At 64.5% G+C, this 24,873-nt stretch carries 25 protein-coding genes; 13 read left to right on the top strand and 12 right to left on the bottom strand.

Going from position 1 to position 24,873, the window contains the following annotated elements:
- The first annotated feature begins 147 nt into the window (after positions 1-147).
- The 10 genes from OKW26_RS24165 (at position 148) to OKW26_RS24120 (ending at position 10,321) form a co-directional block, all read left to right on the top strand.
- Complete coding sequence (locus tag OKW26_RS24165) at positions 148-1,299, top strand: DegT/DnrJ/EryC1/StrS family aminotransferase (RefSeq protein ID WP_429355458.1); 1,152 nt, start codon at positions 148-150, stop codon at positions 1,297-1,299.
- Positions 1,300-1,305: 6 nt separating this feature from the next.
- Entirely contained in the window at positions 1,306-2,349 is a 1,044-nt protein-coding gene (locus OKW26_RS24160; RefSeq protein WP_184029067.1) for a glycosyltransferase, read from the top strand.
- Entirely contained in the window at positions 2,346-3,275 is a 930-nt protein-coding gene (locus tag OKW26_RS24155) for a formyltransferase (protein ID WP_187618797.1), read from the top strand. Before OKW26_RS24160 ends, OKW26_RS24155 begins: the two co-directional genes overlap by 4 nt.
- Positions 3,272-4,318 carry a bifunctional UDP-4-keto-pentose/UDP-xylose synthase gene (locus OKW26_RS24150; RefSeq protein WP_090804581.1) on the top strand — a complete coding sequence of 349 codons (1,047 nt, stop codon included), beginning with the start codon at positions 3,272-3,274 and terminating at the stop codon, positions 4,316-4,318. The genes OKW26_RS24155 and OKW26_RS24150 overlap by 4 nt, the downstream gene beginning before the upstream one ends.
- A 10-nt stretch (positions 4,319-4,328) precedes the next feature.
- The gene (locus OKW26_RS24145) at positions 4,329-5,222 is read left to right on the top strand and encodes a polysaccharide deacetylase family protein (protein WP_429355457.1); all 894 of its coding nucleotides are present in this window, start codon (positions 4,329-4,331) and stop codon (positions 5,220-5,222) included.
- A 208-nt stretch (positions 5,223-5,430) separates the two neighbouring features.
- Positions 5,431-5,892, top strand: a complete 462-nt coding sequence (locus OKW26_RS24140) for a peroxiredoxin (protein ID WP_090804577.1) — start codon at positions 5,431-5,433, stop codon at positions 5,890-5,892.
- 117 nt (positions 5,893-6,009) lie between these two features.
- Positions 6,010-6,144 (top strand): hypothetical protein, encoded by a 135-nt coding sequence (locus tag OKW26_RS24135; protein WP_260321379.1) that lies wholly within the window; start codon positions 6,010-6,012, stop codon positions 6,142-6,144.
- A 103-nt stretch (positions 6,145-6,247) separates the two neighbouring features.
- The gene (locus tag OKW26_RS24130; RefSeq protein ID WP_429355456.1) at positions 6,248-8,095 is read left to right on the top strand and encodes a PhoH family protein; all 1,848 of its coding nucleotides are present in this window, start codon (positions 6,248-6,250) and stop codon (positions 8,093-8,095) included.
- 216 nt (positions 8,096-8,311) lie between these two features.
- Positions 8,312-9,463 carry an NlpC/P60 family protein gene (locus tag OKW26_RS24125; protein WP_429355455.1) on the top strand — a complete coding sequence of 384 codons (1,152 nt, stop codon included), beginning with the start codon at positions 8,312-8,314 and terminating at the stop codon, positions 9,461-9,463.
- A gap of 51 nt (positions 9,464-9,514) precedes the next feature.
- Entirely contained in the window at positions 9,515-10,321 is an 807-nt protein-coding gene (locus tag OKW26_RS24120; RefSeq protein ID WP_090804571.1) for an SDR family oxidoreductase, read from the top strand.
- A gap of 143 nt (positions 10,322-10,464) precedes the next feature.
- Here OKW26_RS24120 and OKW26_RS24115 read toward each other — a convergent pair whose 3' ends face one another.
- The 10 genes from OKW26_RS24115 to OKW26_RS24070 form a co-directional block, all read right to left on the bottom strand.
- Positions 10,465-11,475: an inorganic phosphate transporter gene (locus tag OKW26_RS24115; protein WP_184029113.1), complete on the bottom strand. Its 1,011-nt coding sequence runs from the start codon at positions 11,473-11,475 to the stop codon at positions 10,465-10,467.
- On the bottom strand, positions 11,475-12,101 hold the full coding sequence (locus OKW26_RS24110) for a DUF47 domain-containing protein (RefSeq protein ID WP_184043927.1): 627 nt from the start codon (positions 12,099-12,101) through the stop codon (positions 11,475-11,477). The genes OKW26_RS24115 and OKW26_RS24110 overlap by 1 nt, the downstream gene beginning before the upstream one ends.
- A gap of 115 nt (positions 12,102-12,216) precedes the next feature.
- Positions 12,217-13,605, bottom strand: a complete 1,389-nt coding sequence (locus OKW26_RS24105) for a replicative DNA helicase (protein WP_184064847.1) — start codon at positions 13,603-13,605, stop codon at positions 12,217-12,219.
- A gap of 168 nt (positions 13,606-13,773) precedes the next feature.
- On the bottom strand, positions 13,774-14,226 hold the full coding sequence (gene rplI, locus OKW26_RS24100; RefSeq protein WP_090804561.1) for a 50S ribosomal protein L9: 453 nt from the start codon (positions 14,224-14,226) through the stop codon (positions 13,774-13,776).
- Between the two features lie 27 nt (positions 14,227-14,253).
- On the bottom strand, positions 14,254-14,529 hold the full coding sequence (gene rpsR / locus OKW26_RS24095; RefSeq protein ID WP_013588504.1) for a 30S ribosomal protein S18: 276 nt from the start codon (positions 14,527-14,529) through the stop codon (positions 14,254-14,256).
- A 2-nt stretch (positions 14,530-14,531) separates the two neighbouring features.
- Positions 14,532-14,831, bottom strand: coding sequence for a primosomal replication protein N (priB, locus tag OKW26_RS24090; protein ID WP_008922420.1), 300 nt, complete (start codon positions 14,829-14,831; stop codon positions 14,532-14,534).
- A gap of 68 nt (positions 14,832-14,899) precedes the next feature.
- Positions 14,900-15,274: a 30S ribosomal protein S6 gene (gene rpsF / locus OKW26_RS24085; protein WP_090804556.1), complete on the bottom strand. Its 375-nt coding sequence runs from the start codon at positions 15,272-15,274 to the stop codon at positions 14,900-14,902.
- Positions 15,275-15,465: 191 nt separating this feature from the next.
- Positions 15,466-16,482: an anti-sigma factor family protein gene (locus OKW26_RS24080; protein WP_429355454.1), complete on the bottom strand. Its 1,017-nt coding sequence runs from the start codon at positions 16,480-16,482 to the stop codon at positions 15,466-15,468.
- Positions 16,472-17,344: an RNA polymerase sigma factor gene (locus tag OKW26_RS24075; RefSeq protein ID WP_429355453.1), complete on the bottom strand. Its 873-nt coding sequence runs from the start codon at positions 17,342-17,344 to the stop codon at positions 16,472-16,474. Before OKW26_RS24075 ends, OKW26_RS24080 begins: the two co-directional genes overlap by 11 nt.
- A 175-nt stretch (positions 17,345-17,519) precedes the next feature.
- Positions 17,520-18,434: a LysR family transcriptional regulator gene (locus OKW26_RS24070; protein WP_429355452.1), complete on the bottom strand. Its 915-nt coding sequence runs from the start codon at positions 18,432-18,434 to the stop codon at positions 17,520-17,522.
- 171 nt (positions 18,435-18,605) lie between these two features.
- Between OKW26_RS24070 and gcl the strand changes: the two genes are divergently transcribed.
- From gcl to OKW26_RS24055, 3 genes are all read left to right on the top strand, one after another.
- A complete protein-coding gene (gcl, locus tag OKW26_RS24065; protein WP_429355451.1) occupies positions 18,606-20,381 on the top strand; it encodes a glyoxylate carboligase in 1,776 nt (591 codons plus the stop codon).
- 129 nt (positions 20,382-20,510) lie between these two features.
- Positions 20,511-21,320, top strand: coding sequence for a 2-oxo-tetronate isomerase (otnI, locus tag OKW26_RS24060; RefSeq protein WP_429355450.1), 810 nt, complete (start codon positions 20,511-20,513; stop codon positions 21,318-21,320).
- 112 nt (positions 21,321-21,432) lie between these two features.
- The gene (locus tag OKW26_RS24055) at positions 21,433-22,344 is read left to right on the top strand and encodes a 2-hydroxy-3-oxopropionate reductase (protein ID WP_184064829.1); all 912 of its coding nucleotides are present in this window, start codon (positions 21,433-21,435) and stop codon (positions 22,342-22,344) included.
- A 259-nt stretch (positions 22,345-22,603) separates the two neighbouring features.
- On the opposite strand, the gene OKW26_RS24050 is transcribed toward OKW26_RS24055, so the two are convergent.
- Together OKW26_RS24050 and OKW26_RS24045 are read right to left on the bottom strand one after the other, a co-directional pair.
- Positions 22,604-23,650 (bottom strand): asparaginase, encoded by a 1,047-nt coding sequence (locus tag OKW26_RS24050; RefSeq protein WP_429355449.1) that lies wholly within the window; start codon positions 23,648-23,650, stop codon positions 22,604-22,606.
- 178 nt (positions 23,651-23,828) lie between these two features.
- Positions 23,829-24,755 carry a CysB family HTH-type transcriptional regulator gene (locus tag OKW26_RS24045; protein ID WP_429355448.1) on the bottom strand — a complete coding sequence of 309 codons (927 nt, stop codon included), beginning with the start codon at positions 24,753-24,755 and terminating at the stop codon, positions 23,829-23,831.
- Between the last annotated feature and the right edge of the window lie 118 nt (positions 24,756-24,873).

The raw sequence follows: 24,873 nt of genomic DNA, 5'->3' as shown, positions 1-24,873 counted from the left end.
GCACACGCGCGGCCTAAGCGTGACGTAAGGTAGGCAGCGGTAAGCTGAGCGGTTGCGTTTTTTAAGCCGCGGCCTTGGGTTTGCGGGTAGTTTGTGGTTTACTTCGCGCCCGTCGGGCCGCGCCCCTTTCAATCGAGCGATGCATTCATGAGCCAGTCACAAGTCCCGTTTTTGCCGTTTGTCAAACCCGAGATCGACGAGGAAACGATCCAGGGCGTCGCCGACGTGCTGCGTTCCGGCTGGATCACCACCGGCCCGCAGAACCAGAAGTTCGAGGCCGCGCTGTCCGAGTTCTGCGGCGGCCGCCCGGTGCGCACCTTCAATTCCGGTACCGCGACGCTCGAAATCGGCCTGCGCATCGCCGGCGTCGGTCGCGGCGACGAAGTGATCACGACGCCGGCCACCTGGGTGTCGACCTGCAACGTGATCCTCGAAACCGGCGCGACGCCAGTGTTCGCCGACATCGACCCGATCACGCGCAACATCGATCTCGACCTGCTCGAAAAAGCGATCACGCCGCGCACCAAGGCGTTGCTGCCGGTGTTCCTGTCGGGCCTGCCGGTCGACATGGACCGTCTGTACGGGATCGCCCGCGCGCACGAGCTGCGCGTGATCGAAGACGCCGCGCAGGCATTCGGCTCCACCTGGAACGGCGAGCGCATCGGCAAGCTCGGCGACATCGTGTCGTTCAGCTTCCACGCGAACAAGAACCTGACCTCGGTCGAAGGCGGCGCGCTGGTGCTGAACAACGAGGAAGAAGCGGTGCTCGCGCAGAAGTACCGGCTGCAGGGCATCACGCGCACCGGCTTCGACGGCATGGACTGCGACGTGCTCGGCGGCAAGTACAACCTGACCGACGTCGCCGCGCGTGTCGGCCTCGGCCAGCTGCCGCATCTCGAGCGCTTCATCGCGCAGCGCAAGAAGCTCGTGCGCGCGTACTTCGCGCAACTCGAAGGCGGCGCGGCCGTTCAGCTCGGCGTCGGCCTGCCGCCCGCGGACTTCGAAAACAGCAACTGGCACATGTTCCAGATCACGCTGCCGCTCGAAAAACTGTCGATCGACCGCGCCGGCTTCATGGGCGAGCTGAAGGAGCGCGGCATCGGCTCGGGCGTGCACTACCCGGCGCTGCACCTGTTTTCCCTGTACCGCGCGCGCGGCTTCAAGGAAGGCATGTTCCCGCACGCGGAGCGCTTCGGCGCCACCACCGTCACGCTGCCACTCTTCACGCTGATGAACGAGGGCGACGTCGAGCGCGTGTGCCGCGCGGTCAACGAAATTTGCGAACACTACGGAAAATAAGCGGACATGACTTATTCGGAACATCGCGCCGTCGCACCGGAAGTGTCGATCATCATTCCGGTGTACAACGAGGAAGCCGGACTGGCCGCGCTGTTCGCGCGCCTCTATCCGGCGCTCGACGCGCTCGGCACCGGTTATGAAGTGATCTTCATCAACGACGGCAGCCGCGACAAATCCGCGGCGCTGCTCGCCGGGCAGTTCCGCGCGCGCCCCGACACCACGCGCGTGATCCTGCTGAACGGTAATTACGGCCAGCACATGGCGATTCTCGCGGGCTTCGAGCAGTCGCGCGGCGACATCGTGATCACGCTCGACGCCGACCTGCAGAATCCGCCCGAGGAAATCGGCAAGCTCGTCGCGAAGATGCGCGAAGGTTTCGACTACGTCGGCACGATCCGTCGGCAGCGCCAGGACAGCCTGTGGCGCCGCAAGGCGTCGCGCGCGATGAATCATCTGCGCGAGCGCATCACGCGCATCAAGATGACCGACCAGGGCTGCATGCTGCGCGCCTACAGCCGCCATATCGTCGATACGATCAACCGCTGCGGCGAAATCAACACGTTCATCCCGGCGCTCGCGTACACGTTCGCGCAGAATCCGGTGGAAATCGAGGTCGCGCACGAGGAACGCTTCGCCGGTGAGTCGAAGTACTCGCTGTACTCGCTGATCCGTCTGAATTTCGACCTCGTCACCGGCTTCTCGGTGGTGCCGCTGCAATGGCTGTCGTTCATCGGCGTGATCCTGTCGCTAGGGTCCGCGGCGCTGTTCGTCCTGCTGCTGATTCGCCGTTTCATCATCGGCGCGGAAGTGCAAGGTGTGTTCACGCTGTTCGCCATCACGTTCTTCCTGCTCGGCGTGATCATCTTCGCGCTCGGCCTGCTCGGTGAATACATCGGCCGGATCTATCAGCAGGTGCGTGCGCGGCCGCGTTATCTGGTGCAGACCATTCTCGAGCAACGCGACGGCGGGGCCGTCGCCGAAGCGCCGCGTCAGACCGTCGTGCAAGGCGTGCAGCCGGTGCCGGTCGCCGACCAGGGACACCATCCATGAAGCCGCGCGCCGTCGTATTCGCGTATCACAACGTCGGCGTGCGCTGCCTGCAGGTGCTGCTCGCGCGCGGCGTCGAGGTCGCGCTCGTCGTGACCCACGAAGACAACCCGAGCGAGAACATCTGGTTCGGCAGCGTCGCGTCGGTGGCAGCCGGGCACGGCATTGCCGTCGTCACGCCGGCCGATCCGAAGAGCCCCGAACTGCGCGCCGCGGTGAGCGCCGCGCGGCCGGACTTCATCTTCTCGTTCTACTACCGCCACATGTTGCCGCTCGACCTGCTCGCGATCGCCGCACGGGGCGCTTACAACATGCACGGCTCGCTGTTGCCGAAGTATCGCGGCCGCGTGCCGACCAACTGGGCGGTGCTCAACGGCGAAAGCGAAACCGGCGCAACGCTGCACGAAATGGCCGCGAAGCCCGACGCCGGCGCGATCATTGCGCAAACACCGGTGCCGATCCTGCCCGACGACACCGCCGCGCAGGTCTTCGACAAGGTCACGGTCGCCGCCGAGCAAACGCTGTGGCGCGTGCTGCCGGCGCTGCTCGCGGGCGAGGCGCCGCATCTGCCGAACGATCTCGCGCATGGCAGCTACTACGGCGGGCGCAAACCGGAAGACGGCCGCATCGACTGGAATCAGTCCGCGCAACAGGTCTACAACCTGATCCGCGCGGTCGCGCCGCCGTATCCGGGCGCTTTCACCGAGCTGAACGGGCGCCGTTTCATCGTCGCGCGCGCGCGTCTGGCCGCGCCCGGCGCGCTCCGCTCGGATTTGCCCCCGGGCCTGCACGTAAGCGATAATGCCGTTTTCGCGATCTGCGGCGACGGCCGCGCGATCAACATCCACGAATTGCGGCACCAGCACGACGGCGGCGAGTCTGCCGTCAGTCCGGCGGAATTCGCCCAGCTCATCCAATCTCATTCATGAAAAAAGTCCTGATTCTGGGTGTGAATGGCTTCATCGGCCATCACCTGTCCAAACGCATTCTCGAAACCACCGACTGGGAAGTGTTCGGGATGGACATGCAGACCGAACGTCTCGGCGACCTCGTCAATCATGAGCGGATGCACTTCTTCGAAGGCGACATCACGATCAACAAGGAATGGGTCGAATATCACGTCAAGAAGTGCGATGTGATTCTGCCGCTCGTCGCGATCGCCACGCCCGCAACGTATGTGAAGCAGCCGCTGCGCGTGTTCGAACTCGACTTCGAGGCGAACCTGCCGATCGTGCGTTCAGCCGTCAAGTACGGCAAGCATCTGGTGTTTCCGTCGACCTCCGAGGTCTACGGGATGTGCACGGACGAGCAGTTCGATCCGGAAGAATCGCAGCTGTCGTACGGCCCGATCAACAAGCCGCGCTGGATCTACGCGTGCTCGAAGCAGCTGATGGACCGCGTGATCTGGGGCTACGGCATGGAAGGCCTGAACTTCACGCTGTTTCGTCCGTTCAACTGGATCGGCCCGGGCCTCGACTCGATCTACACGCCGAAGGAAGGTAGCTCGCGCGTGGTCACGCAGTTCCTCGGCCACATCGTGCGCGGCGAGAACATCAGCCTCGTCGATGGCGGCGCGCAGAAGCGCGCGTTCACGGACATCGACGACGGCATCAGCGCGCTGATGAAGATCATCGAGAACAAGAACGGCGTCGCCACCGGCAAGATCTACAACATCGGCAACCCGATCAACAACTTCTCGGTGCGTGAGCTCGCGCACAAGATGCTGGCACTCGCGGCCGAATTCCCCGAATACGCGGACTTGGCCAGGAAGGTGCAACTGGTCGAAACGTCGTCGGGCGCGTACTACGGCAACGGCTATCAGGACGTGCAGAACCGCGTGCCGAAGATCGACAACACGAAGCAGGAACTCAGCTGGGCACCCACGTCGACTTTCGACGAAGCGCTGCGCAAGATTTTCGAAGCGTATCGCGGCCACGTCGCGGAAGCCCGCGCACTCGTCGAACAGCAATAAGGGCGCGTCCTTGGCTCGCATCGTCCTGAAGATCGACGTCGACACGCTGCGCGGCACCCGCGAAGGCGTGCCGAATCTCGCGCGCATCTTCGACCGCTTCAAGGCGCGCGCCACCTTCCTGTTCAGCCTCGGGCCCGACCACACCGGTTGGGCGATGCGCCGCGTGCTGCGGCCGGGCTTTCTGAAGAAGGTGTCGCGCACGTCGGTGGTCGAGCATTACGGCGTCAGGCAGTTGATGTACGGCGTGCTGCTGCCCGGTCCGGACATCGGCGCGAAGGCCGCGGTCGAGATGCGCGCGATCCACGAAGCCGGCTTCGAGTGCGGCATCCATACGTGGGATCACGTGTACTGGCAGGACAACGTGCGCGCCAAAGATCGCGCGTGGACCGTCGCGCAGATGCAGCGGAGCCACGCGCGGTTCATCGAGATATTCGGCGCGCCGCCCGTCACGCACGGCGCCGCGGGCTGGCAGATGAACGGCCACGCGTTCGAGCAGATCGACGCGTGGGGCATGCGCTACGCTTCCGACGGCCGTGGCCACTCGCCATATCTGCCGGTGGTCGACGGCAGGACGCTGAAGCACGTGCAGATGCCGACCACGCTCCCGACGCTCGACGAAGTGCTCGGTGTCGATGGTGTCGATACGCACAACGTCGCCGCGTGGATGCTGAAACAAACTGAAAAAAATCCGCACGACCAGGTGTTCACGCTGCACGCGGAACTCGAAGGACAGAAACTCGCGCCGGTTTTCGAACAGTTGCTCGAAGGCTGGCGCGCCCAGGGCCACACGTTCGCGACGATGGGCGATTACTACGCCACGCTAGACCGCGACACGCTGCCATCGTACCCTGTCGCGTGGGGCGAGATTCCGGGACGCTCCGGCGAACTGATCGTCCAGCCCTGAAGGCCCGCGACGCGGGAGTCGTTGGAAGGCGCGCCGCTTGTTGCTCGCCCATTGCCCGCCCGTTGCCCGCCTGTTGCCCGCTTCCTTGCCGGGTCTGACGATCGGACAACCGCGCGCCGACCGTATCCCCGAACAACAACAACCTCGACGACAGACCGGCCGACGCCGCGGCACCTAGCGACGCCAGCCCCAATAACCGGAGAACCTCGTGTCCATCGCAGTCGACCAACCCATCCCCGACTTCACCGCCGCCGCGACGGGCGGCGAAATCACGCTGTCAAAGCTGCGGGGCAAGAAGGTGGTGCTGTATTTCTATCCGAAGGACAACACGCCGGGCTGCACGACCGAAGGGTTGCAGTTCCGCGATCTGTATCCGAAGTTCAAGAAAGCCGGCGCGGAAGTGATCGGCGTGTCGCGCGACAGCCTGCGTTCGCATGACAACTTCAAGGCTAAGCTCGAACTACCCTTCCCGCTGATTTCCGACCCGGAAGAAACGCTGTGCGCCCTCTTCGCCGTCATTAAAATGAAGAAAATGTATGGCAAAGAGGTACGGGGAATCGAGCGCTCCACGTTCCTCATCGACGCCGATGGCGTGCTGCGCCACGAGTGGCGCGGCGTTAAAGTGCCGGGCCACGTCGACGACATTCTGGAGGCTGTACAAGCGCTTTGATGCGCGTTATATTGGCCCGCAATGAGTGCCTGTCCACCCCACATTGTTCTCCGCTGCGCCAGCCCTGACGGCCGCCTGACCGGATCCACCGGTGCCGTTCGGAGCGTGAGGCGCAACGTGAGCATCATCGTCGAGCCGCTTGCCCCGAATGCCGGGGCGGCGGCTTTTTTAATTGCGCGCGACCGTTCGTTCATTGGTTCGCGCGCTTCCGTCAAGGAGCCTATCGAAAACCAGGCGAACCGGCATCTCTAGACCGAATGCGCGCCTCCTCGCGCAGACTCGATGTCCCGTGAGGGCATCGTCAGAATGCGACGGGCGGCGCACGATATGTGACCCGATCATTTCGAGGGAAACCATGCCTTTGCCTACTCCCCCCAACAAGCTCGGCAATCTTTTGTCGCCTGACGAATACAAGGCCAAAGCCGTCACGCCCGCGCGCTCCGCCGCGAAAAAACAGGCGCGTGAAGGGGAATCCGCAGAGTCGGCCGATTACGGCCGCGTCAATGTCGCCACACCGATGGCGCACGCTGCCAACGCCGCCACTACGTTGTGGCCCGTGCCCGCCGTCGAGTCGCCGCCCGCCGCGCAACCCGCGCCCGCGCGCGGCCGCAAGACCAGGCAGACCGCCGCTCTGTTGCAGCCGGTTCCGTCCGCACGCCCGCAGTTCGAAGCCGACGCGACAGAAGCGCAGCCGGTCGTCGCACGCGCGCCCGCCGCGAAGCAGCGCACGGACGAAACAGCCGCCGCGCCCGCCGCAGCGAGCCCTGCCGCCACGCGCAAGAAACGTGGCACGGGCGCCACGCCAGCCGAGGTGCAGAAGCTTTTCGTGCTCGACACCAACGTGCTGATGCACGATCCGAGCTGCCTGTTCCGCTTCGAGGAGCACGACGTCTATCTGCCGATGATGACGTTGGAAGAGCTCGACAACCACAAGAAGGGAATGTCGGAAGTCGCGCGTAACGCGCGTCAGGTGAGCCGCACGCTCGACGCGCTCGTCGCGAACGCGGGCGACATGGCCGACGGCATTTCGCTCGCGCGTCTGGGCAGCCGCGAGGCGTCCGGGCGGCTGTACTTCCAGACCCGGCTGACCGCGATCGAGCCGGTCGAAGGTCTGCCCGAAGGCAAGGCCGACAACCAGATCCTCGGCGTCGTGCGCGCGCTGCAGCGCGATCGCGCGGATCGCCAGGTCGTGCTGGTGTCGAAAGACATCAACATGCGCATCAAGGCGCATGCGCTCGGTCTGCCCGCCGAAGACTACTTCAACGACCAGGTGCTCGAGGACAGCGACCTGCTGTACACGGGCATCCGCGCGCTGCCGCAAGACTTCTGGACCAGGCACGCGAAGGGCATGGAAAGCTGGCAGGACACGAAAACCGGCACCACGTACTACCGCGTGACGGGTCCGCTGTGCGCATCGATGCTGGTCAACGAGTTCGTTTATCTGGAGCCGCAGAACGGCGAGCCCGCGTTTCATGCGCTGGTGCGCGAACTGAACGGCAAGACCGCGCTGCTGCAAACGCTGCGTGACTATGGCCACCACAAGAACAACGTGTGGGGCATCACGGCGCGCAATCGCGAGCAGAACTTCGCGCTGAACCTGCTGATGAATCCGGACATCGACTTCGTCACGCTGCTCGGCCAGGCCGGCACCGGCAAGACGCTGGTCGCACTCGCGGCGGGCCTCGCGCAGGTGCTCGACGACAAGCGCTACAACGAGATCATCGTGACGCGCGCGACGGTGCCGGTCGGCGAAGACATCGGCTTTCTGCCGGGCACCGAAGAGGAAAAGATGCAGCCGTGGATGGGTGCGTTCGACGACAACCTCGAAGTGCTGCAGAAAACCGACGACGCCGCCGGCGAATGGGGCCGCGCCGCGACCCAGGAGCTGATCCGCTCGCGCCTGAAGATCAAGAGCATGAACTTCATGCGCGGCCGCACGTTCGTCGACAAGTATCTGATCATCGACGAGGCGCAGAACCTGACGCCAAAACAGATGAAGACGCTCGTCACGCGCGCGGGTCCGGGCACGAAGATCATCTGCCTTGGCAACATCGCGCAGATCGATACGCCTTACCTGACCGAGGGCAGTTCGGGCCTGACCTATGTGGTCGATCGCTTCAAGGGCTGGGCGCACAGCGGACACGTGACGCTCGCGCGCGGCGAGCGCTCGCGCCTCGCTGACTACGCGTCGGAGATTCTCTAGACGTCGTTCGCCGGTTTTTTTTCCGGCTTTTGATCGCAGGCCGCGTCCGGTTCGTTCCGGACGCGGCCTTTTTATTGCGCCGGCGTTCCACGCAGGCAACACTTAGCGCACCAACTTCAAGTAATTTATCAACAATTCTTGCCGCAGCCTTGTTGGGCGGCTACCATCCCGACATCCTCAGTGAGTAAATGGGCGCTTACCGCCCGTGCCGTCTTCATGCGCCGACTCGCCTTATCGCTGCTGCCCGTCCTGCTGCTCGCCGCCTGTGCCGGCGCGCCGCAGAAGACGTCGCGCGGGCCAGGCGGCAGCGTCGTCGCGAACGGCGCCTATCGCGCGCCGCCGCCCGGCTTTCCCCACTTCGTCGATCACAGCATCGGCCGCGAGGAAATCTCCATTCAGGCGATGAGTCTCGTCGGCGTGCCCTACCGTTGGGGCGGCAATACGCCCGACAGCGGCTTCGATTGCAGCGGGCTCGTGCGGTACGTCGTGCTGCGCGCGGCGTCGGTGAACCTGCCGCGCACGACGGCCGAGATGAGCGGGCGCGGCGAGTCGATCGAACCGGACGAAATCGCGCCAGGCGATCTGATCTTTTTCAACACGACGGGGCGCGCGCATTCGCACGTCGGCATCTACGTGGGCAAGCTGCGCTTCGTCAACGCGCCATCGACGGGCGGCACCGTGCGGCTCGACTATCTGACCAATCCCTACTGGGCGAAGCGCTTCGACGGCATCCGCCGGATGGCGGGACCGGCGGCAACGCCGGCGCCGTTCGATACGCCGAGCTATCAGGCTGCGGCGCCGCAAACCGAGCGAGGTGCTGCGGCCGCGGCGACGGGCACGGCAACAACCGTGGCAGTTCCGGCAGCGTCGACCTACGCGGGCCCGACGGCGCTGTCCAGCCCGGCGTCGATGGCAACCGCCCGGCCGGTCGCGAGCGCGACGCCGGCGACCCGTGCAGGCGGCGGCACGCCCGTCGTGCAAGCCGATCAATTCGAGCCGCCGCCGTCGGGCCTCGGCGCCGCGCAGCTGCAGGCACGCTCAGCGGGCGCCGTGGCAGCGACGATGGTCCCCGCGGCTCAGACGAGCACGTTTGAAAGCGGCGCTCGTTCGCCCGCTCAACCGATGCAGTCCGCGACGACCGCCCGCACCCTTGCCCAACCTTCGCCCGACCCGATCGACGCCGCCGCCGATGCATTCGAACCGCCGCCACCCGCCTCCATCGCGGAACGCCAGGCCCGGCAGATGCAGCAGACCGAAGGCACTGGATCCGTGCAGCTCATGCGTGCGTCGACGGCTTCCCACGGCGTGCCCGCACCCACGCAAAGCAGCGACGACCCGATCGCCCGTTTCGCGAACGGCAACTTCTGACGCCGTGATCTGCTATCGTCATCGATATTCTTTCGACGGCGGGTAACGACCATGGAACTCGGGCTCAGAAATAAGGTAGTGCTCATCACCGGCGGCAGCAAAGGCATCGGTTTCGCGTGCGCGCGCGCCTTCGCACAGGAAGGCGCGAAGGTCGCGATCGTGTCGCGCGACCCCGCCAACCTTGCGCGCGCCTACGAACAGCTGAAACAGGAAGGATTCCACGTGCACCGCACGCGCGCCGACCTGCACGAAGCGCACAGCGCCGCCGACATCGTCGAGGAAGTCAGCACCGCCGTGGGCCCGATCGACGTGCTGATCAACAGTGCCGGCGCAGCGCGCCGGTACGACCCCGAGACGCTCGATGCCGACGCATTCCGCGCGACGATGGAAGCGAAGTATTTCCCGTATATCTATCCGCAGCAGGAAGTGCTGCGCCGTATGGCCGAGCGCGCGAAAGCCAACGGCGGTGCCGAGCCGGGCACGATCGTCAATATCATCGGTATGGGCGGCAAGGTCGCGAGCGACATCCATATCGCAGGCGGCGCGGCCAACGCGGCGCTGATGCTCGCGACCGTCGGCCTCGCGCACTACTACGCGCGCTATGGCATCCGCATCAACGCGATCAATCCGGGCTCGACGCTGACCGAGCGCGTCGAGGAAGCGGTCCGGCTGGAAGCGGCGCAGCAAGGCATCGGCAATGACGAAGCGCTGGCGCGCGGCCAGGCCCGGATGCCGCTCGGGCGCTATGCAAAGCCGGAGGAAATCGCCGACGTGGCGCTGTTCCTCGCGAGCCGCCGCGCGAGCTATGTGACGGGCGCGATCATTCCGATGGATGGTGCGAATGCGCCGCTGATCTGAACGCGTCGTGCAACGCGCTTTTTAGTCGAACTGCGTAGGGACACCGGTGCGATGCCATGGGCGGCATGTAGCCGAAGGCCCGCGCGTGCTGTTCAGCCAAACTCAGCCGAACCCGGCAGCGCAGGCCATGCATCGCATGGTGATTACAGGAAGTGGTGGCCCAGCCACCAGGCCCCGCCGGACAGCACCGCGGAAGCCGGGATCGTCAGAATCCAGGCCCAGACGATGTTGCCGGCGACACCCCAGCGCACCGCGCTCAGCTTCTGCGTCGCGCCGACTCCGACGATCGCGCCGGTGATCGTATGCGTGGTAGAGACGGGAATGCCAAGCGCCGAGGCGGTAAAAAGCGTGATCGCTCCGCCCGCCTCCGCGCAGAAGCCGCCGACCGGCTTCAACTTCGTGATTTTCTGGCCCATCGTGCGCACGATGCGCCAGCCACCGAACAGCGTACCGAGACCCATCGACAGATAGCAGCCGCCGATCACCCACAGCGGCGGTGCGTCCGCCTTCATCGACGCGAAGCCGGTGGCGATCAGTAGCATCCAGATGATGCCGATGGTTTTCTGCGCGTCGTTGCCACCGTGACCCAGGCTGTACAGGCCAGCGGAAAACAATTGCAGACGCCTGAAGCGACGGTCGACCTTGCTAGGCGGCGTGCGGAAATACAGCCACGACACCAGCAGCATGAAAAACGAGCCGAGCACGAAGCCGAGCAGCGGTGAAATGAAGATGAACGCGACGGTCTTCATCAGGCCATCCCAGTTCAGCGATCCCCAGCCCGACTTCGCGAGCGCCGCACCCACGAGGCCGCCGATCAACGCGTGCGACGAACTGGACGGAATGCCGTAGACCCAGGTGATCACGTTCCACGCGATCGCGCCGACCAACGCGCCGAAGATCACGTAGTGGTCGACGATGTCCGGGTCGATCGTGCCCTTGCCGACGGTCGTGGCCACCTTCAGGTGAAACACGAAATACGCGATGACGTTGAACGCCGCCGCGAACGCCACCGCCTGCTGTGGCTTCAGCACGCCGGTCGACACGACCGTGGCGATCGAATTCGCCGCGTCGTGAAAACCGTTCATGAAGTCGAACACCAAAGCAATGGCAACCAGGCCGGTGACGACCCAGATAGCGAGTTGTATCGATTGCATTATGCGTTTTCCAGCACGATGCCTTCGATGATGTTGGCCACATCCTCACACTTGTCCGTGATCGTTTCGAGCAGCTCGTAGATCGCCTTGAGCTTGATCAGGACCTTGACGTCGTCTTCCTCGCGGAACAGCTTCGACATCGCCGCGCGCAGCACGCTGTCGGCCTCCGATTCGAGCCGGTCGATGTCCTCGCAGGCCTTCAGGATCTGGCTCGCCTGCTTCATGTCCGACAGCAGGCTGACCGCGAACTGCACGCGCTCGCAGGTCGCCGTGCAGATATGCGCGAGCTGGCTCGCCTCCGACGTGACCGCTTGCACGTCATACAGCGAGATCGCGGTGGCGACGTCCTCCATCAGGTCGAGGATGTCGTCCATCGTCGTGATCAGCTTGTGGATCTCGTCGCGGTCGAGCGGCGTGATGAAGGTCTTGTGCAGCAGGTCGATGGCTTCGTGCGTGAGCTTGTCGGCCGCTTTCTCGGCCTTTTGTACGTTCTGCTTGTGGGTTTCGGCGTCCTGCAGATTGTCGATCAGGAGCTCGAGTTCGCGGCTTGCCGAAATGATGCACGTTGCGTGCGCATTGAAGATTTCAAAGAACTTGCCCTCGGTGGGCATGAATCGACCGAACATTGGGATCCTGGAAATGGGTCACGTTATGGCTGACATAAAAGCGCCATATTGTACCGTTCCGCCATCATTGCCGCACTCGCGACAGCGCCGTTACAACAGCCCACGGCGCCTTGCGTCACTCGCCGCCGTAGAAGTTCTGCGCGCCCGCAAAGTTATCGAACTTCGTGTATTGGCCGTGGAACGTGAGCCGAACGGGACCGATCGGACCGTTCCGCTGCTTGCCAATGATGATCTCCGCGGTGCCCTTGTCGGGGCTGTCCGGGTTGTACACTTCGTCGCGGTAGATGAACAGGATCACGTCGGCGTCCTGTTCGATAGCGCCCGATTCGCGCAGGTCCGACATGATTGGCCGCTTGTTGGGCCGCTGCTCGAGACCGCGGTTCAGCTGCGACAACGCGATCACCGGCACGTCGAGCTCCTTCGCGAGGCTCTTCAGCGAACGCGAGATTTCCGAGATTTCGGTCGCGCGGTTTTCGCCCGACGACGAGCCGCTCATCAGCTGCAGATAGTCGATGATGATCAGTCCGAGCTTGCCGCACTGGCGCGATAGCCGGCGCGCGCGCGAGCGCAGTTCCATCGGGTTCAGACCGCCGGTTTCGTCGATGAAGATCTGTGCCTCGCTCATTTTCTGCACCGCATGCGTGAGCTTCGGCCAATCCTCGTCGGTCAGGCGCCCGGTTCGCATGCGATGCTGGTCGAGCCGGCCGACCGAGCCCAGCATACGCATCGTGAGCTGCGTGCCCGGCATTTCCATCGAGAACACCGCGACGGGTAGTCCGTACTCGACCGCGACGTATTCGCCGACGTTCATCGAAAACGCCGTCTTACCCATCGACGGACGGCCCGCGACGATGATCAGCTCGCCTCCGTGCATGCCCGAGGTCATACGATCCAGATCGACGAAGCCGGTCGGCGTGCCGGTCACGTCGCTCGGATTGGCGGTGTGATAGAGCGTGTCGATCCGCTCGACCACCTGGGTCAGCAGCGGCCCGATCTCGAGAAAGCCCTGGGTGCCGCGCGCGCCGTCTTCGGCGATCGAGAACACCTTCGATTCCGCTTCGTCCAGCAATTGCCGGACTTCCTTGCCTTGCGGGTTGAACGCATCGGCGGAGATTTCATCGGCGACCGACACGAGCCGGCGCAGCACCGCGCGGTCGCGCACGATTTCCGCATAGCGGCGGATGTTGGCCGCGCTCGGCGTGTTCTGCGCGAGCGCGTTCAGGTAAGCGAGGCCGCCGACCTCTTCCGCCTTGCCCGAGGTGCCGAGCGCTTCGTAGACGGTGACCACGTCGGCCGGCCGCGTGGCCGCAATCAGCTTGCCGATGTGCTCGAAGATGATGCGGTGGTCGTAGCGGTAGAAGTCGCTTTTCGCGAGGAAGTCGGCGATGCGGTCCCAGGCCGCGTTATCGAGCAGCAGGCCGCCCAGCACCGATTGCTCGGCTTCGATCGAATGCGGCGGGACTTTCAGCGACTCGAGTTGGGGATCTTTGGACGGTGCGTTCATGGGGAGGAATTATCGGGCAATCCGGCGACGGCTGCGAGCGGAAAAAACGCAAATACGGTGATATACGAGAGATAGTCGGGCACAAAAAAAGCAGGGGCCGGTTTCCCGGCCCCTGCTCTTCACCAGCAATACGCTGGCTGATCCTGCCTGATGCTTGATGCGGTCGGCTTAGACGTGCTCGCCGATCACGGCCACCGTCACATCGACGAGAACGTCGGTGTGCAGCGAAACCTGAACCGGGTGCTCGCCAACCATCTTCAGCGGGCCTTCCGGCAGACGCACTTGCGCCTTTTCCACTGCGAAGCCTTGCTTGCCGAGCGCTTCGGCGATGTCAGCGTTCGTCACCGAGCCGAACAGACGGCCGTCGACGCCAGCCTTCTGTTTGATCTGAACGGTCTGGCCTGCCAGCTTTTCGCCTTGAGCCTGAGCGGCTGCCAGCTTTTCAGCGGCGTGCTTTTCGAGTTCTGCGCGGCGCACTTCGAATTCAGCGAGGGCTTCCTTCGTTGCACGGCGAGCTTTCTTGTTCGGGATCAGGAAGTTACGTGCGTAACCGTCCTTGACCTTCACGATGTCGCCGAGGTTACCCAGATTGACGACTTTTTCCAGAAGAATGATTTGCATTCGGATGCTCCTTATCGCGTCGTCGGGTTAGGCCTTGTGCTGGTCGGTGTACGGCACCAGCGCGAGGAAACGTGCGCGCTTGATAGCCGTGTCCAGCTGGCGTTGATAATGCGCCTTGGTACCCGTGAGACGTGCCGGCGTGATCTTGCCGTTCTCGCCGATGAAGTCCTTCAGCGTTTCGATGTCTTTGTAGTCGATGTACTCGACGCCAGCAGCCGTGAAACGGCAGAACTTCTTGCGCTTGAAGAGCGGGTTCTGTTGCTGACGACGCTTGTCGAATTTCTTACCAGTCGGGCGGGGCATGATTAGTCCTTTCCAATGTCCTGCAATGCTGTGATGTGAAATACCAGAGTTCGCGCGTTACGGTGCTTTTTAGCCAGAAAACCTGTGAAGAGCGTTTCGACGCCCATCTGACAGTTTTCGAGTTTACCGCTCGCTTCGCCCGCGGCGACCGCCTGCATGGTCAGTTCGACCTGACGGGCAATGCCCGCCTCGACGACTTCCGTGCGGTGGTGCAACGTGCAGCTTGCAATCGGAACGCCGGCGGGGGTGTACCGCACCGGTTCGCGTTCGACGACGCTCGCCGTAAGTTGCAGCCGGTTCATGTACCTGTTTATGTCTTCGTGTACGTGAGCGGAGCGACGCTGCGTGTCTGGCAGCTTAATAACGAGTCTTAAGCCTGCGCTTCGGTCGGCTGAGCTGCTGCCGACTTCTTGGCTTCTTCGCGCTGCACTTCCTTCATCATCGGCGACGGGCCGGTTTCGGCCTTCTTCATCTTGACGATGAGGTGACGCAGAACGGCGTCGTTGAACTTGAATGCGTGTTCCAGCTCGTCGAGCGTGGTCTGGTCGCACTCGATGTTCATGCAGACGTAGTGAGCCTTCGCGAGTTTCTCGATCATGTAGGCCAGTTGGCGACGGCCCCAGTCTTCGACGCGGTGGATCTGACCACCGTGCGACGTGATCGTGCCCTTGTAACGCTCGATCATGGCGGGCACCTGCTCGCTTTGATCGGGATGCACGATAAAGACGATTTCGTAATGACGCATTACACACTCCTTGTGCTGACTTTTGGATAGAAGCCGCCCGGGCGTCGGAACCGGTGCGGCAAGTGAGAAGCCCAAGAGTCTAACCCGAATGGGGACGGGTTGCAAGGAATTCCGCCGATTCGGCGGCGGAATCGGATGTGTTTTCAAGAGCTTAGGGTGGGGGGTCGCGGAAGTCGGGCCGTCCTTGCCCCTCAACCCGCTTCCGTGCGCTGGCTGCCGCTCTGCAAACGCGCTCTGAGCGCCGCTTCGAGTCCCTTGAGCGCATCGGGTGCGGCGTCCGAGATCGCCCACCAGGTCATGCCCGCCGCGTCCCAGTGCGCGATCGAATAGCCGTCGTGGGCGAGCGATGCCGGCGCCGCGCCGTCAATGCCACGCATCGTGGACTGCGGAAACACATACACGTCGATCACGTGCTTGCCGTAGCGGTACACGAGCACCGCGACCCGCTGGTGCGCGAGGTAGTCGAGCCGGCCCCCCTCCAGCGCGAAGCCGGCCGCCGCGAGGTCCTCGACCGGCGGCGAATAGTCGAGCCGACCGTTGAACCATGGCTTGACCGTGTGACGGTCGGTCGAAATTACGTCGATGTCGCGGCCGGAAACCTGCGCGCGCACATGGCTTTCGATGAGTTCGTCGGTGAATGGCGTGAATTCGGCGGGACGGCGCAGCGTCAGCGTCAGGACAGCGGTGGCCACACACAGCGCGATCACGAGCACCGCGAGACCGCCGCGCGCGACCACGCGGTTGGCGCCGCCGGCGGCATGCGGTCCGTTGACGCCGATTAGCCGGCCGCGTGAATCGCCCGAGCGACCCGGACCGCTGAAGCCACTGAGCCACCGGTCGAGCCACGCGGGCCGCCGCGCCCAACGACGCTGACGCTGAGGTTCGTACGTCGCCATGTCGGTCATCCCGGCGCTAGCGCTGCCGGTAGACTCCTCCTCCGCATCTTCAGGCGCCGCCGTCGTGGCCAACCCCGCAGTTCCTCCCTCGACCGCGCCGGGCAAGCCCGCCACGATCCGCGCCCGCAACGACTGCGGCGCCCGATGATACGGCGCCGCGCGCAGCGCGCCGCTCAGCGCGCGCAGGTTGTCGCTCGCGCGCCGGCAGTCGTCGCAGCTCTCGATATGCTGCTGGACCCGGCGCGCATCGGGTGCCGGCAGTTCGTGATCGGCATTCGCCTCGAGGAGCGGCCGAGCTTCGTTACAGTCCATCCGGCGTCTCCTGAGCGGGGTCGGCGGCAGCGCCGGGAATGTTGAGGGGCCGGCCGTCGGCAAACGCCCGGAGTTGCGTCACTGTTGCGGTGGCGGGCACGACCGCCGATGATGCCGCGCGGCCGTCGCCGGAACTTCGCGGTGGCCGGTCGGACGGCGCGCAGGGCGTGGACGACCCCGAGGGCGCGACTGCCGCCGACTGCACGACTCGCCCGGACTGCGCCCCCTGCTCCAGCGGCGCTTGCGTCGACCCGCGCCGGTCACCCTGCCCGCCTTTGCGCCCCCCGCCAACCGACTCCCCCCCGCCTCGCTGCTGCGCCATCAACACCTCCGCCAGCTTGCGCCGCCCACGCGCGAGCCGCGACATCACCGTACCGATCGGCACATCGGCCACCACCGCGATGTCCCGATATGCCATCTCCTCGAGCTCGCGCAAGATCAGCACCTCGCGATACTCGACCGGCAAACGCGCCAACGCGTCGTGTACCTGGCGTGCATCCTCGTCGCGGATCAGCAGCGTCTGCGGATCGTCGCCGCCCGCGCTCCAGCCGTCGAGGGTCGCGTCGTCCATCGTTTCGTCGAATTCGAGCATGTCGTGCGACGGCGCGCGACGGCGCCATTCCGTGTACCAGGTGCGGCGCACGATCGCGAGCAGCCACGGCCGCGCAGAGTCGCCGCGAAACGTCTCGAAGAAGCGGAACGCGCGCATGAACGCTTCCTGCACGACGTCCTCGGCATCGTTCGGATTGCCGCACAGCCAGCGCGCGAGGTTGTACGCGGCGTCGAGATGCGGCAACGCCAGCTGCTGGAAGCGGCGGCTTTTCGCTGCATCGGCATCGGCGTCTGAATCGGTCTGGACCACGTGGGCCCCTCCAAGGGCATGGCGGCTGCGTCCTGCGGGTCGCTGTCGCGCGTCCCGCGTGGTGTCGTTCCTGACGTGTCTTTCACAGCAGAACTGGCCATAGCCCGAGTTTATTCCCGACTCAGGCGAGCATTCGCAAGAAAGACCGCGATCGCCTGCGCGCCCCGCTCGCCAGCTAGTACGATGGCCGGTTCCAGTAGTCGTCGCTCGCGTACACGTCTTTCAGATAGTCGATGAAATAGCGCACGCGCGCCGGCACGAAGCGCTGCTGCGGATAGACCGCAAGAATGTCGTAATCGGGCAGCGCATAATCGTCGAGCACGGTTTCGAGCTCGCCGCGCGCGAGCTGCCGCTGGATTTCCCACGTCGAACGCCAGCCGAGTCCGAGCCCCTCCGAAACCCAGCGATGCAGCAGTTCGCCATCGTTGCAGTCGAGCGAGCCGCCCACCCGCACCGTCGCGAGCTTGCCGTTGCGGCGGAAATACCAGCCGCGGTTCTGCCCGCCTTGCAGATTGAACGCGAGACAGTTGTGGGCCGGCAGATCCTCGAGCGTCTTCGGCTTGCCGTGACGGCGAAAATAGTCGGGCGTACCGCACACCACGCGCCGGTTCGACGCGAGCTTCACCGCGACGAAGTTCGGATCGACCGCGCCGCCGATGCGGATCGACAGATCGTAGCCCTCGCGCACCAGATCGACGACCCGGTCGGTCAGATTGAACGACATCTGCAACTCGGGTTTGTCGTGCAGAAATGCAGGCGCGAGCGGCGCGACGTGCTTACGCCCGAACGCGGCGGGCGCCGATACGATCAGATGGCCGTTCACCGCGCGGCGCCCCGCACTCAGTTCGTTTTCCGCCTGATCCCATTCGCTGAGAAGCCCGCGGCAGCGTTCGAGAAACGCGGCGCCGTCCTCGCTGACGACGAGCCGCCGTGTCGTGCGATACATCAGCTTCACGCCGAGGCGCTTCTCGAGCGCATCGATGCGCCGCCCGAGAATCACCGGCGACACCCCTTCCTCCAGCGCCGCCGCCGCGAGACTGCCCGCATCGGCGACCCGCACGAAGGTTTCGATCTGTTTGAAGCGGTCCATGTTCGTCTCCCACCTGTCTCTTGCCGGGCTGATGCCGGCCGTGCGCCGGGCTTCACGTCATTCCATACTTTTTGTTTCGGAATAAGCGACCCGGACTGATCTTATCAAACCTTTGGCGCAGGCCTACAGTGTCCCTCAACCGACGTAATTCCCGACCTTGAGGAGACATTCATGGCCAAAATGAGAGCCGTCGACGCCGCCGTTCTGGTGCTCGAAAAAGAAGGCATCGATACCGCGTTCGGCGTGCCGGGCGCCGCGATCAACCCGTTCTACTCGGCGATGCGCAAAGCCGGCGGCATCAGCCACGTGCTCGCGCGCCATGTGGAGGGCGCATCGCACATGGCCGAGGGCTACACCCGCGCGCAGCCGGGCAACATCGGCGTGTGCATCGGCACCTCGGGCCCCGCCGGCACCGACATGATCACCGGTTTGTACTCCGCGCAGGCCGACTCGATTCCTATTCTGGCTATCACAGGCCAGGCGCCGCGCGCGCGTCTGTACAAGGAAGACTTCCAGGCCGTCGATATCGAATCGATCGCCAAGCCCGTCACCAAGTGGGCCGTGACCGTGCGCGAGCCGGCGCTGGTGCCGCGTGTGTTCCAGCAGGCGTTCCATCTGATGCGCTCGGGCCGCCCGGGCCCGGTGCTGGTCGATCTGCCGATCGACGTGCAGCTCGCCGAAATCGAATTCGACATCGACACGTACGAACCGCTGACGGTCTACAAGCCGAAGGCGACCCGCAAGCAGATCGAGGCAGCGCTCACGCTGCTCAACGATGCCGACAAGCCGTTGATCGTGTCGGGCGGCGGCGTGCTGAACGCCGTAGCCGAAGACCTGCTCGTGAAGTTCGCCGAAACGCTCGGCGTGCCGGTGATCCCGACGCTGATGTCGTGGGGCGCGATTCCCGACGACCATCCGCTGATGGCCGGCATGGTCGGTCTGCAGACCTCGCATCGCTACGGCAACGCGACGATGCTCGCGTCCGACTTCGTGCTCGGCATCGGCAACCGCTGGGCCAACCGTCACACCGGCAGCGTCGATGTCTATACGAAGGGGCGCAAGTTCGTGCACGTCGATATCGAACCGACGCAGATCGGCCGCGTGTTCGGCCCGGATCTCGGCATCGTGTCGGACGCGAAGGCCGCGCTCGAACTGTTCGTCGAAGTCGCCAGCGAATGGAAGGCCGCGGGCAAGCTGAAGGATCGCAGCGCGTGGGTTGCCGATTGCCAGCAACGCAAGCGCACGATGCTGCGCAAGACGCACTTCGACAACGTGCCGATGAAGCCGCAGCGCGTCTACGAAGAGATGAACCAGGTGTTCGGCCGCGACACGTGCTACGTGAGCACGATCGGCCTGTCGCAGATCGCCGCCGCGCAATTCCTGCACGTGTACAAGGCGCGCAACTGGATCAACTGCGGCCAGGCCGGCCCGCTCGGCTGGACGATTCCGGCCGCGCTCGGTGTGCGCGCAGCCGACCCGCAACGGCCGATCGTGGCGCTCTCAGGCGACTACGACTTCCAGTTCATGATCGAGGAGCTCGCGGCCGGCGCGCAATTCAAGCTGCCGTACGTGCATGTCGTCGTGAACAACTCGTACCTCGGGCTGATTCGCCAGGCGCAGCGCGCGTTCGAAATGGACTACTGCGTGCAGCTCGGCTTCGAGAACATCAACTCGCCGGAGATGAACGGCTATGGCGTCGATCACGTCGCGGTGGCCGTTGGTCTCGGCTGCAAGGCGATTCGCGTGTTCAAGCCGGAAGAGCTGAAGCCAGCGCTGCAAAAAGCGCAGTCGATGCTGGCCGAGTTCAACGTGCCGGTGATCGTCGAAGTGATTCTCGAACGCGTGACCAACATCTCGATGGGCACCGAGATCGACGCGATCAACGAGTTCGAGGAACTCGCGGAAAAGCGCGAGGACGCGCCGACGGCGATCAGCCTGCTCGATTGAGCGTTGCGTCTTCGCGGTATTCGCAGCATTCAGCGCGCTCGATGCGCGAGGGCTGAGTTCATGCTCCGCGCCCTCGCCTCATCACGACCAGCGCGCCACTCCCTGACCGACCTGAGAGACAAAAGCACCATGCCTAAATTCGCAGCGAACCTGACGATGCTGTTCAACGAAGTGCCGTTCCTCGACCGTTTCGCGGCAGCGGCCAACGCCGGCTTTCATGCCGTCGAATTCCTGTTTCCCTATCCGTATTCGATCGCCGAATTGAGCGCACGTCTGCAACAGAACCGCCTCAAGCTGGTGCTGCACAACCTGCCGGCCGGCAACTGGGAAGCCGGCGAACGCGGCATCGCGTGCCTGCCCGATCGGGTCGCCGAGTTTCAGGAAGGCGTGGGCCGCGCGATCGAATACGCAAGCGCGTTGAAGGTGCCGCAACTGAACTGCCTCGTCGGCATTCCGGGCGCGAACGTCGACGCCGACACCGCCCGCGCAACGATCGTCGACAACCTGCGCTTTGCCGCGCGCGAGCTCAAGAAGGCCGGCATCCGGCTGCTCGTCGAGCCATGCAACTCGTACGACATTCCGGGCTTCGCGCTGAACCGTTCGCGCGATGGACTCGACGTGATTCGCGAGGTCGGCTCGGACAATCTGTTCCTGCAATACGACATCTATCACATGCAGCGGATGGAAGGCGAACTCGCGGCGACGATCGAAAAGAACCTCGCGCAGATCGCGCATATCCAGCTCGCGGACAACCCCGGGCGGCACGAACCGGGCACCGGCGAGATCAACTATCCGTATCTGTTCGCGCTGCTCGACTCGCTCGGCTACGACGGCTACGTCGGTTGCGAATACAAGCCGCGCGCGACGACCGATGCCGGCCTCGGCTGGGTGCAAAGCGTGGCAGGTCAGGTGCGTGGCGCGGCGCATGCGGCGGCTTGAGGCGGCTTGAGGCGGCTTGAGGCGGCTTGAGGCGGCTTGAGGCGCCTTGGGGTTCCTGATGGAACCCTGAAGCCTCAACGCACGCCCCCTATAACCCTGGAGATTCACACACATGGCAAAGATCGGCTTCATCGGACTCGGCATCATGGGCGCGCACATGGCGCGCAACCTCATCAAGGGCGGTCATTCGCTGTTCGTGAACGGCGCGTATCCGGTCCCGGACGACATCGCGAAGAGCACGAGCGTGGTCGCCAGTTCGACCGCGGTCGCGCAGGCCGCCGACATCGTCATCATCATGGTGCCGGACACGCCGGACGTCGCCAACGTGCTGTTCGCCGACGACGGCGTCGCCGCCGGCCTCACCAAAGGCAAGCTCGTCATCGACATGAGCTCGATCTCGCCGCTCGACACCCAGGCGTTCGCGAAAAAGATCAACGCGCTCGGCGTCGACTATCTCGATGCGCCGGTATCGGGCGGCGAAATCGGCGCGCGGGATGCGTCGCTGACGATCATGGTCGGCGGCCCCGAGAAAGCCTTTGCGCTGGCCAAGCCGTTGTTCGAGCTGATGGGCAAGAACATCTCGCTGATCGGCGACAACGGCGCGGGTCAGACCTGCAAGGTCGCGAACCAGATCATCGTCGCGCTGAACATCGAAGCGGTCGCGGAAGCGCTGCTGTTCGCGTCGCGCTCGGGCGCCGACCCAGAGCGCGTGCGGCGCGCGCTGATGGGCGGCTTCGCGTCGTCGCGGATTCTCGAAGTGCATGGCGAGCGCATGACGAAGCGCAGGTTCAATCCGGGCTTTCGCATCGAGCTGCATCAGAAGGACTTGAATCTCGCGCTCGATGGCGCGCGTAAGCTCGGCATCGCGCTGCCGCATACCGCGAGCGCGCAGCAGCTGTTCAGCGTCTGCGCCGCGAACGGCGGCAAGGCGTGGGATCACTCGGCGATGGTGCGCGCGCTCGAAATCATGGCGAATCATGAGGTCGCGCAGGCGCCGGACAGTGAAGAAGCGAAGGCGGCTTGAGGTCTTCGTGCTTCCTCTTCAGTTCAGCTCGCCGTTGATTCCGCCGGTTGCCGCTTCGGCATCGGCGAGCTCACGGTGAACACAGGTGGGGCGCCCGTTCGTTGCACGGCAGCTTGGGTTGCCGGCGCGGCGCAACGGGCAAATCGCGCCGCTCTGGGCTGAGAGCGGCAAGTGGGGTCCGCAGCGGCACCCGTCGGTGACGGGGAAGCCTTGGTCGGTCAGACGTCGTCGTCGGGTGTCCGGCTGTCGGATTCGCCAATCAATACGTATCGAACACCTTCTGCAACGCCGCCGGCGCAGTGTGGCCCGCGGCCAGCGCCAGCATCAGCAGCACCCTCGCCTTGTACGGATTCAGCGAACCGGCGCTGACGAAACCGAGCGCATCGTCGGCCGCCGCGCCGTTGCGCATCACATGCCCCGAACCCACGCGCGACGAGCGCACCACCGCCACGCCGCGCAACGCGGCATCCGCCAGTGCCTGCTGCAACGACTGGTGGATCGAGCCATTGCCCGTACCCGCCACGACGATGCCGCGCACATCCGCGGCGACCAGCGCATCGATGGCGATCCGCGACACGCCCGCATAGCTCGTGACGATCTCCACCTGCGGCCACGCCGCATCGATTGCGAATTCGCTCGCGACCGTATGCGCGCGCACCACGCCGCGCTGGAACTCGACGCGGCCATCCTGCACCCAGCCGAGCGCGCCGATTTCGGGCGACTGGAACGCATCGACCGCATAGGTGCTCGTTTTCACGACGTCGCGCGCGCTATGAATCCGGTTGTTGAACGCGACCAGCACGCCCTGCCCGCGTGCCGCCGCGTGCGCGGCGACCGTCACCGCATTTAGCAGGTTCAGCGGACCGTCGGCGGAGAGCGCCGACGCTGGGCGCATCGCCGCGGTCAGCACGACCGGCTTGTCCGACTTGACGGTCAGATGCAGCAGATAGGCGGTTTCCTCGAGTGTATCGGTGCCGTGCGTGACCACCACGCCGTCTACGTCGTCCGTCGCGAGCACCGTGTTGATGCGTTGCGCGAGCGTGGTCCACAGCGGCAGCGACATGTCCTTGCTGTCGACGCTGGCGATCTGCTCGGGCGCGATTCGCGCGACCGTAGACAACGCCGGCACCGCCGCGAGCAGTTGATCGACGCCGACGACGCCCGCCTGATAGCCCGACGTATTGGCCGCATCCGGGGCCGCGCCGGCAATCGTGCCGCCGGTCGCGAGCACCGCGATGCGCGGCAGCGTCGACGCGGTGCTATGGCCGGGGGGAATCGGGAGAGAGGGAGAAGTCGAGGTATTCATGGCGGCGATTGTAAGCGATGCGCTTCGCGTCGCCATGCGTGGAAGACCGGACGCGGGTTCGGCTTGCGCGAGCGTGCGCAACGCGCGAGCGGGCTTAAATCTCATGCGGTGCCCAACTGCACTCATCACCACAAGTATTGACGACGGGTGCAAGTCCCACCCTAAGCTGCTCGCAGCCCTAAGCCGCCTCGCGCAACTGCGCCGCGATGTCTGCCTCGCTCAACTGCGGCGCGAACATCTCGATCAACCGATAGGCGTACGCGCGCAGGAACGCCCCCTTGCGCAGGCCGACACGCGTCGTGCTCGCCTCGAACAGATGCTGCGTGTCGAGCGCGACGAGTTCGCTGTCGCGCTTCGGGTCGTAGGCCATTGCCGCGACCACGCCGATGCCCATGCCGAGTTCGACGTAGGTCTTGATCACGTCGGCGTCGATCGCGGTCAGCACGACGTCGGGCAACGCACCCACTTTCGCGAACGCCTGATCGATATGCGAGCGGCCGGTGAAGTCCTGGTCGTAGGTGACGATCGGAAATTCGGCGATCTCGTCGAGCGTCAGATTCGCACGGCCGACGAGCGGATGATCCTTCGGCACCACCACGACGTGATGCCACGAATAGCACGGGAACGTGACGATGTCGGGAAAACGGTCGAGCGCCTCGGTCGAGATGCCGATATCCGCCTCGCCGTTGATGATCATCTGCGCGATCTGCTGCGGGCTGCCCTGGCGCAGCGCCAGATGCACTTTCGGGAACACCGACGTGAACTGCCGAATCACTTTCGGCAATGCGTAGCGTGCCTGCGTGTGGGTGGTCGCGACGACGAGGTGGCCGCTGTCCTGATCCGCGTACTGACGCGCGACGCGGCGCAGATTCTCCGCATCGAGCAGCATCCGCTCGATCAACTGATGCACGGCCTTGCCCGGTTCGGTGAGCCCGGTCAGACGCTTGCCGCGGCGGATGAAGATGTCGACCCCGAGTTCGTCCTCGAGATCCTTGATCTGCTTCGATACGCCCGACTGCGACGTGTAGAGCACGTTCGCCGCTTCGGTCAGGTTCATGTTCTGCCGCACGGCTTCGCGCACGAAGCGCAATTGCTGGAAATTCATCGTTGTGTCTCCGGTTCCGCCAGAGTTGAGTTATTGGAGCCGCACATGCCAGGCGATCCACGCGGTACGGCTGATACGTTCTCTCCTGTCCACAGCGCCGCACAGCGGCGCCGCCATC

This window comes from Paraburkholderia sp. 32 (genome assembly GCF_050435345.1).
GTDB lineage: Bacteria > Pseudomonadota > Gammaproteobacteria > Burkholderiales > Burkholderiaceae > Paraburkholderia > Paraburkholderia tuberum.
The sequence above is the reverse complement of the archived record's forward strand: the minus strand, read 5'-3'. Positions and strand labels throughout refer to the sequence as shown.

Excerpts from the sequence above, each read along its gene's own strand:
- OKW26_RS24150 (WP_090804581.1), top strand. The coding sequence starts at position 3,272 with ATGAAAAAAGTCCTGATTCTGGGTGTGAATGGCTTCATCGGCCATCAC.
- OKW26_RS24045 (WP_429355448.1), bottom strand. The coding sequence starts at position 24,755 with ATGAATTTCCAGCAATTGCGCTTCGTGCGCGAAGCCGTGCGGCAGAAC.
- OKW26_RS24115 (WP_184029113.1), bottom strand. The coding sequence starts at position 11,475 with ATGCAATCGATACAACTCGCTATCTGGGTCGTCACCGGCCTGGTTGCC.
- OKW26_RS24120 (WP_090804571.1), top strand. The coding sequence starts at position 9,515 with ATGGAACTCGGGCTCAGAAATAAGGTAGTGCTCATCACCGGCGGCAGC.
- OKW26_RS24050 (WP_429355449.1), bottom strand. The coding sequence starts at position 23,650 with ATGAATACCTCGACTTCTCCCTCTCTCCCGATTCCCCCCGGCCATAGC.
- OKW26_RS24080 (WP_429355454.1), bottom strand. The coding sequence starts at position 16,482 with ATGGACTGTAACGAAGCTCGGCCGCTCCTCGAGGCGAATGCCGATCAC.
- rpsR (WP_013588504.1), bottom strand. The coding sequence starts at position 14,529 with ATGCCCCGCCCGACTGGTAAGAAATTCGACAAGCGTCGTCAGCAACAG.
- OKW26_RS24070 (WP_429355452.1), bottom strand. The coding sequence starts at position 18,434 with ATGGACCGCTTCAAACAGATCGAAACCTTCGTGCGGGTCGCCGATGCG.
- OKW26_RS24125 (WP_429355455.1), top strand. The coding sequence starts at position 8,312 with ATGCGCCGACTCGCCTTATCGCTGCTGCCCGTCCTGCTGCTCGCCGCC.
- OKW26_RS24055 (WP_184064829.1), top strand. The coding sequence starts at position 21,433 with ATGGCAAAGATCGGCTTCATCGGACTCGGCATCATGGGCGCGCACATG.
- OKW26_RS24160 (WP_184029067.1), top strand. The coding sequence starts at position 1,306 with ATGACTTATTCGGAACATCGCGCCGTCGCACCGGAAGTGTCGATCATC.
- otnI (WP_429355450.1), top strand. The coding sequence starts at position 20,511 with ATGCCTAAATTCGCAGCGAACCTGACGATGCTGTTCAACGAAGTGCCG.
- OKW26_RS24110 (WP_184043927.1), bottom strand. The coding sequence starts at position 12,101 with ATGTTCGGTCGATTCATGCCCACCGAGGGCAAGTTCTTTGAAATCTTC.
- priB (WP_008922420.1), bottom strand. The coding sequence starts at position 14,831 with ATGAACCGGCTGCAACTTACGGCGAGCGTCGTCGAACGCGAACCGGTG.
- OKW26_RS24105 (WP_184064847.1), bottom strand. The coding sequence starts at position 13,605 with ATGAACGCACCGTCCAAAGATCCCCAACTCGAGTCGCTGAAAGTCCCG.
- OKW26_RS24155 (WP_187618797.1), top strand. The coding sequence starts at position 2,346 with ATGAAGCCGCGCGCCGTCGTATTCGCGTATCACAACGTCGGCGTGCGC.
- gcl (WP_429355451.1), top strand. The coding sequence starts at position 18,606 with ATGGCCAAAATGAGAGCCGTCGACGCCGCCGTTCTGGTGCTCGAAAAA.
- OKW26_RS24130 (WP_429355456.1), top strand. The coding sequence starts at position 6,248 with ATGCCTTTGCCTACTCCCCCCAACAAGCTCGGCAATCTTTTGTCGCCT.
- rpsF (WP_090804556.1), bottom strand. The coding sequence starts at position 15,274 with ATGCGTCATTACGAAATCGTCTTTATCGTGCATCCCGATCAAAGCGAG.
- OKW26_RS24165 (WP_429355458.1), top strand. The coding sequence starts at position 148 with ATGAGCCAGTCACAAGTCCCGTTTTTGCCGTTTGTCAAACCCGAGATC.
- rplI (WP_090804561.1), bottom strand. The coding sequence starts at position 14,226 with ATGCAAATCATTCTTCTGGAAAAAGTCGTCAATCTGGGTAACCTCGGC.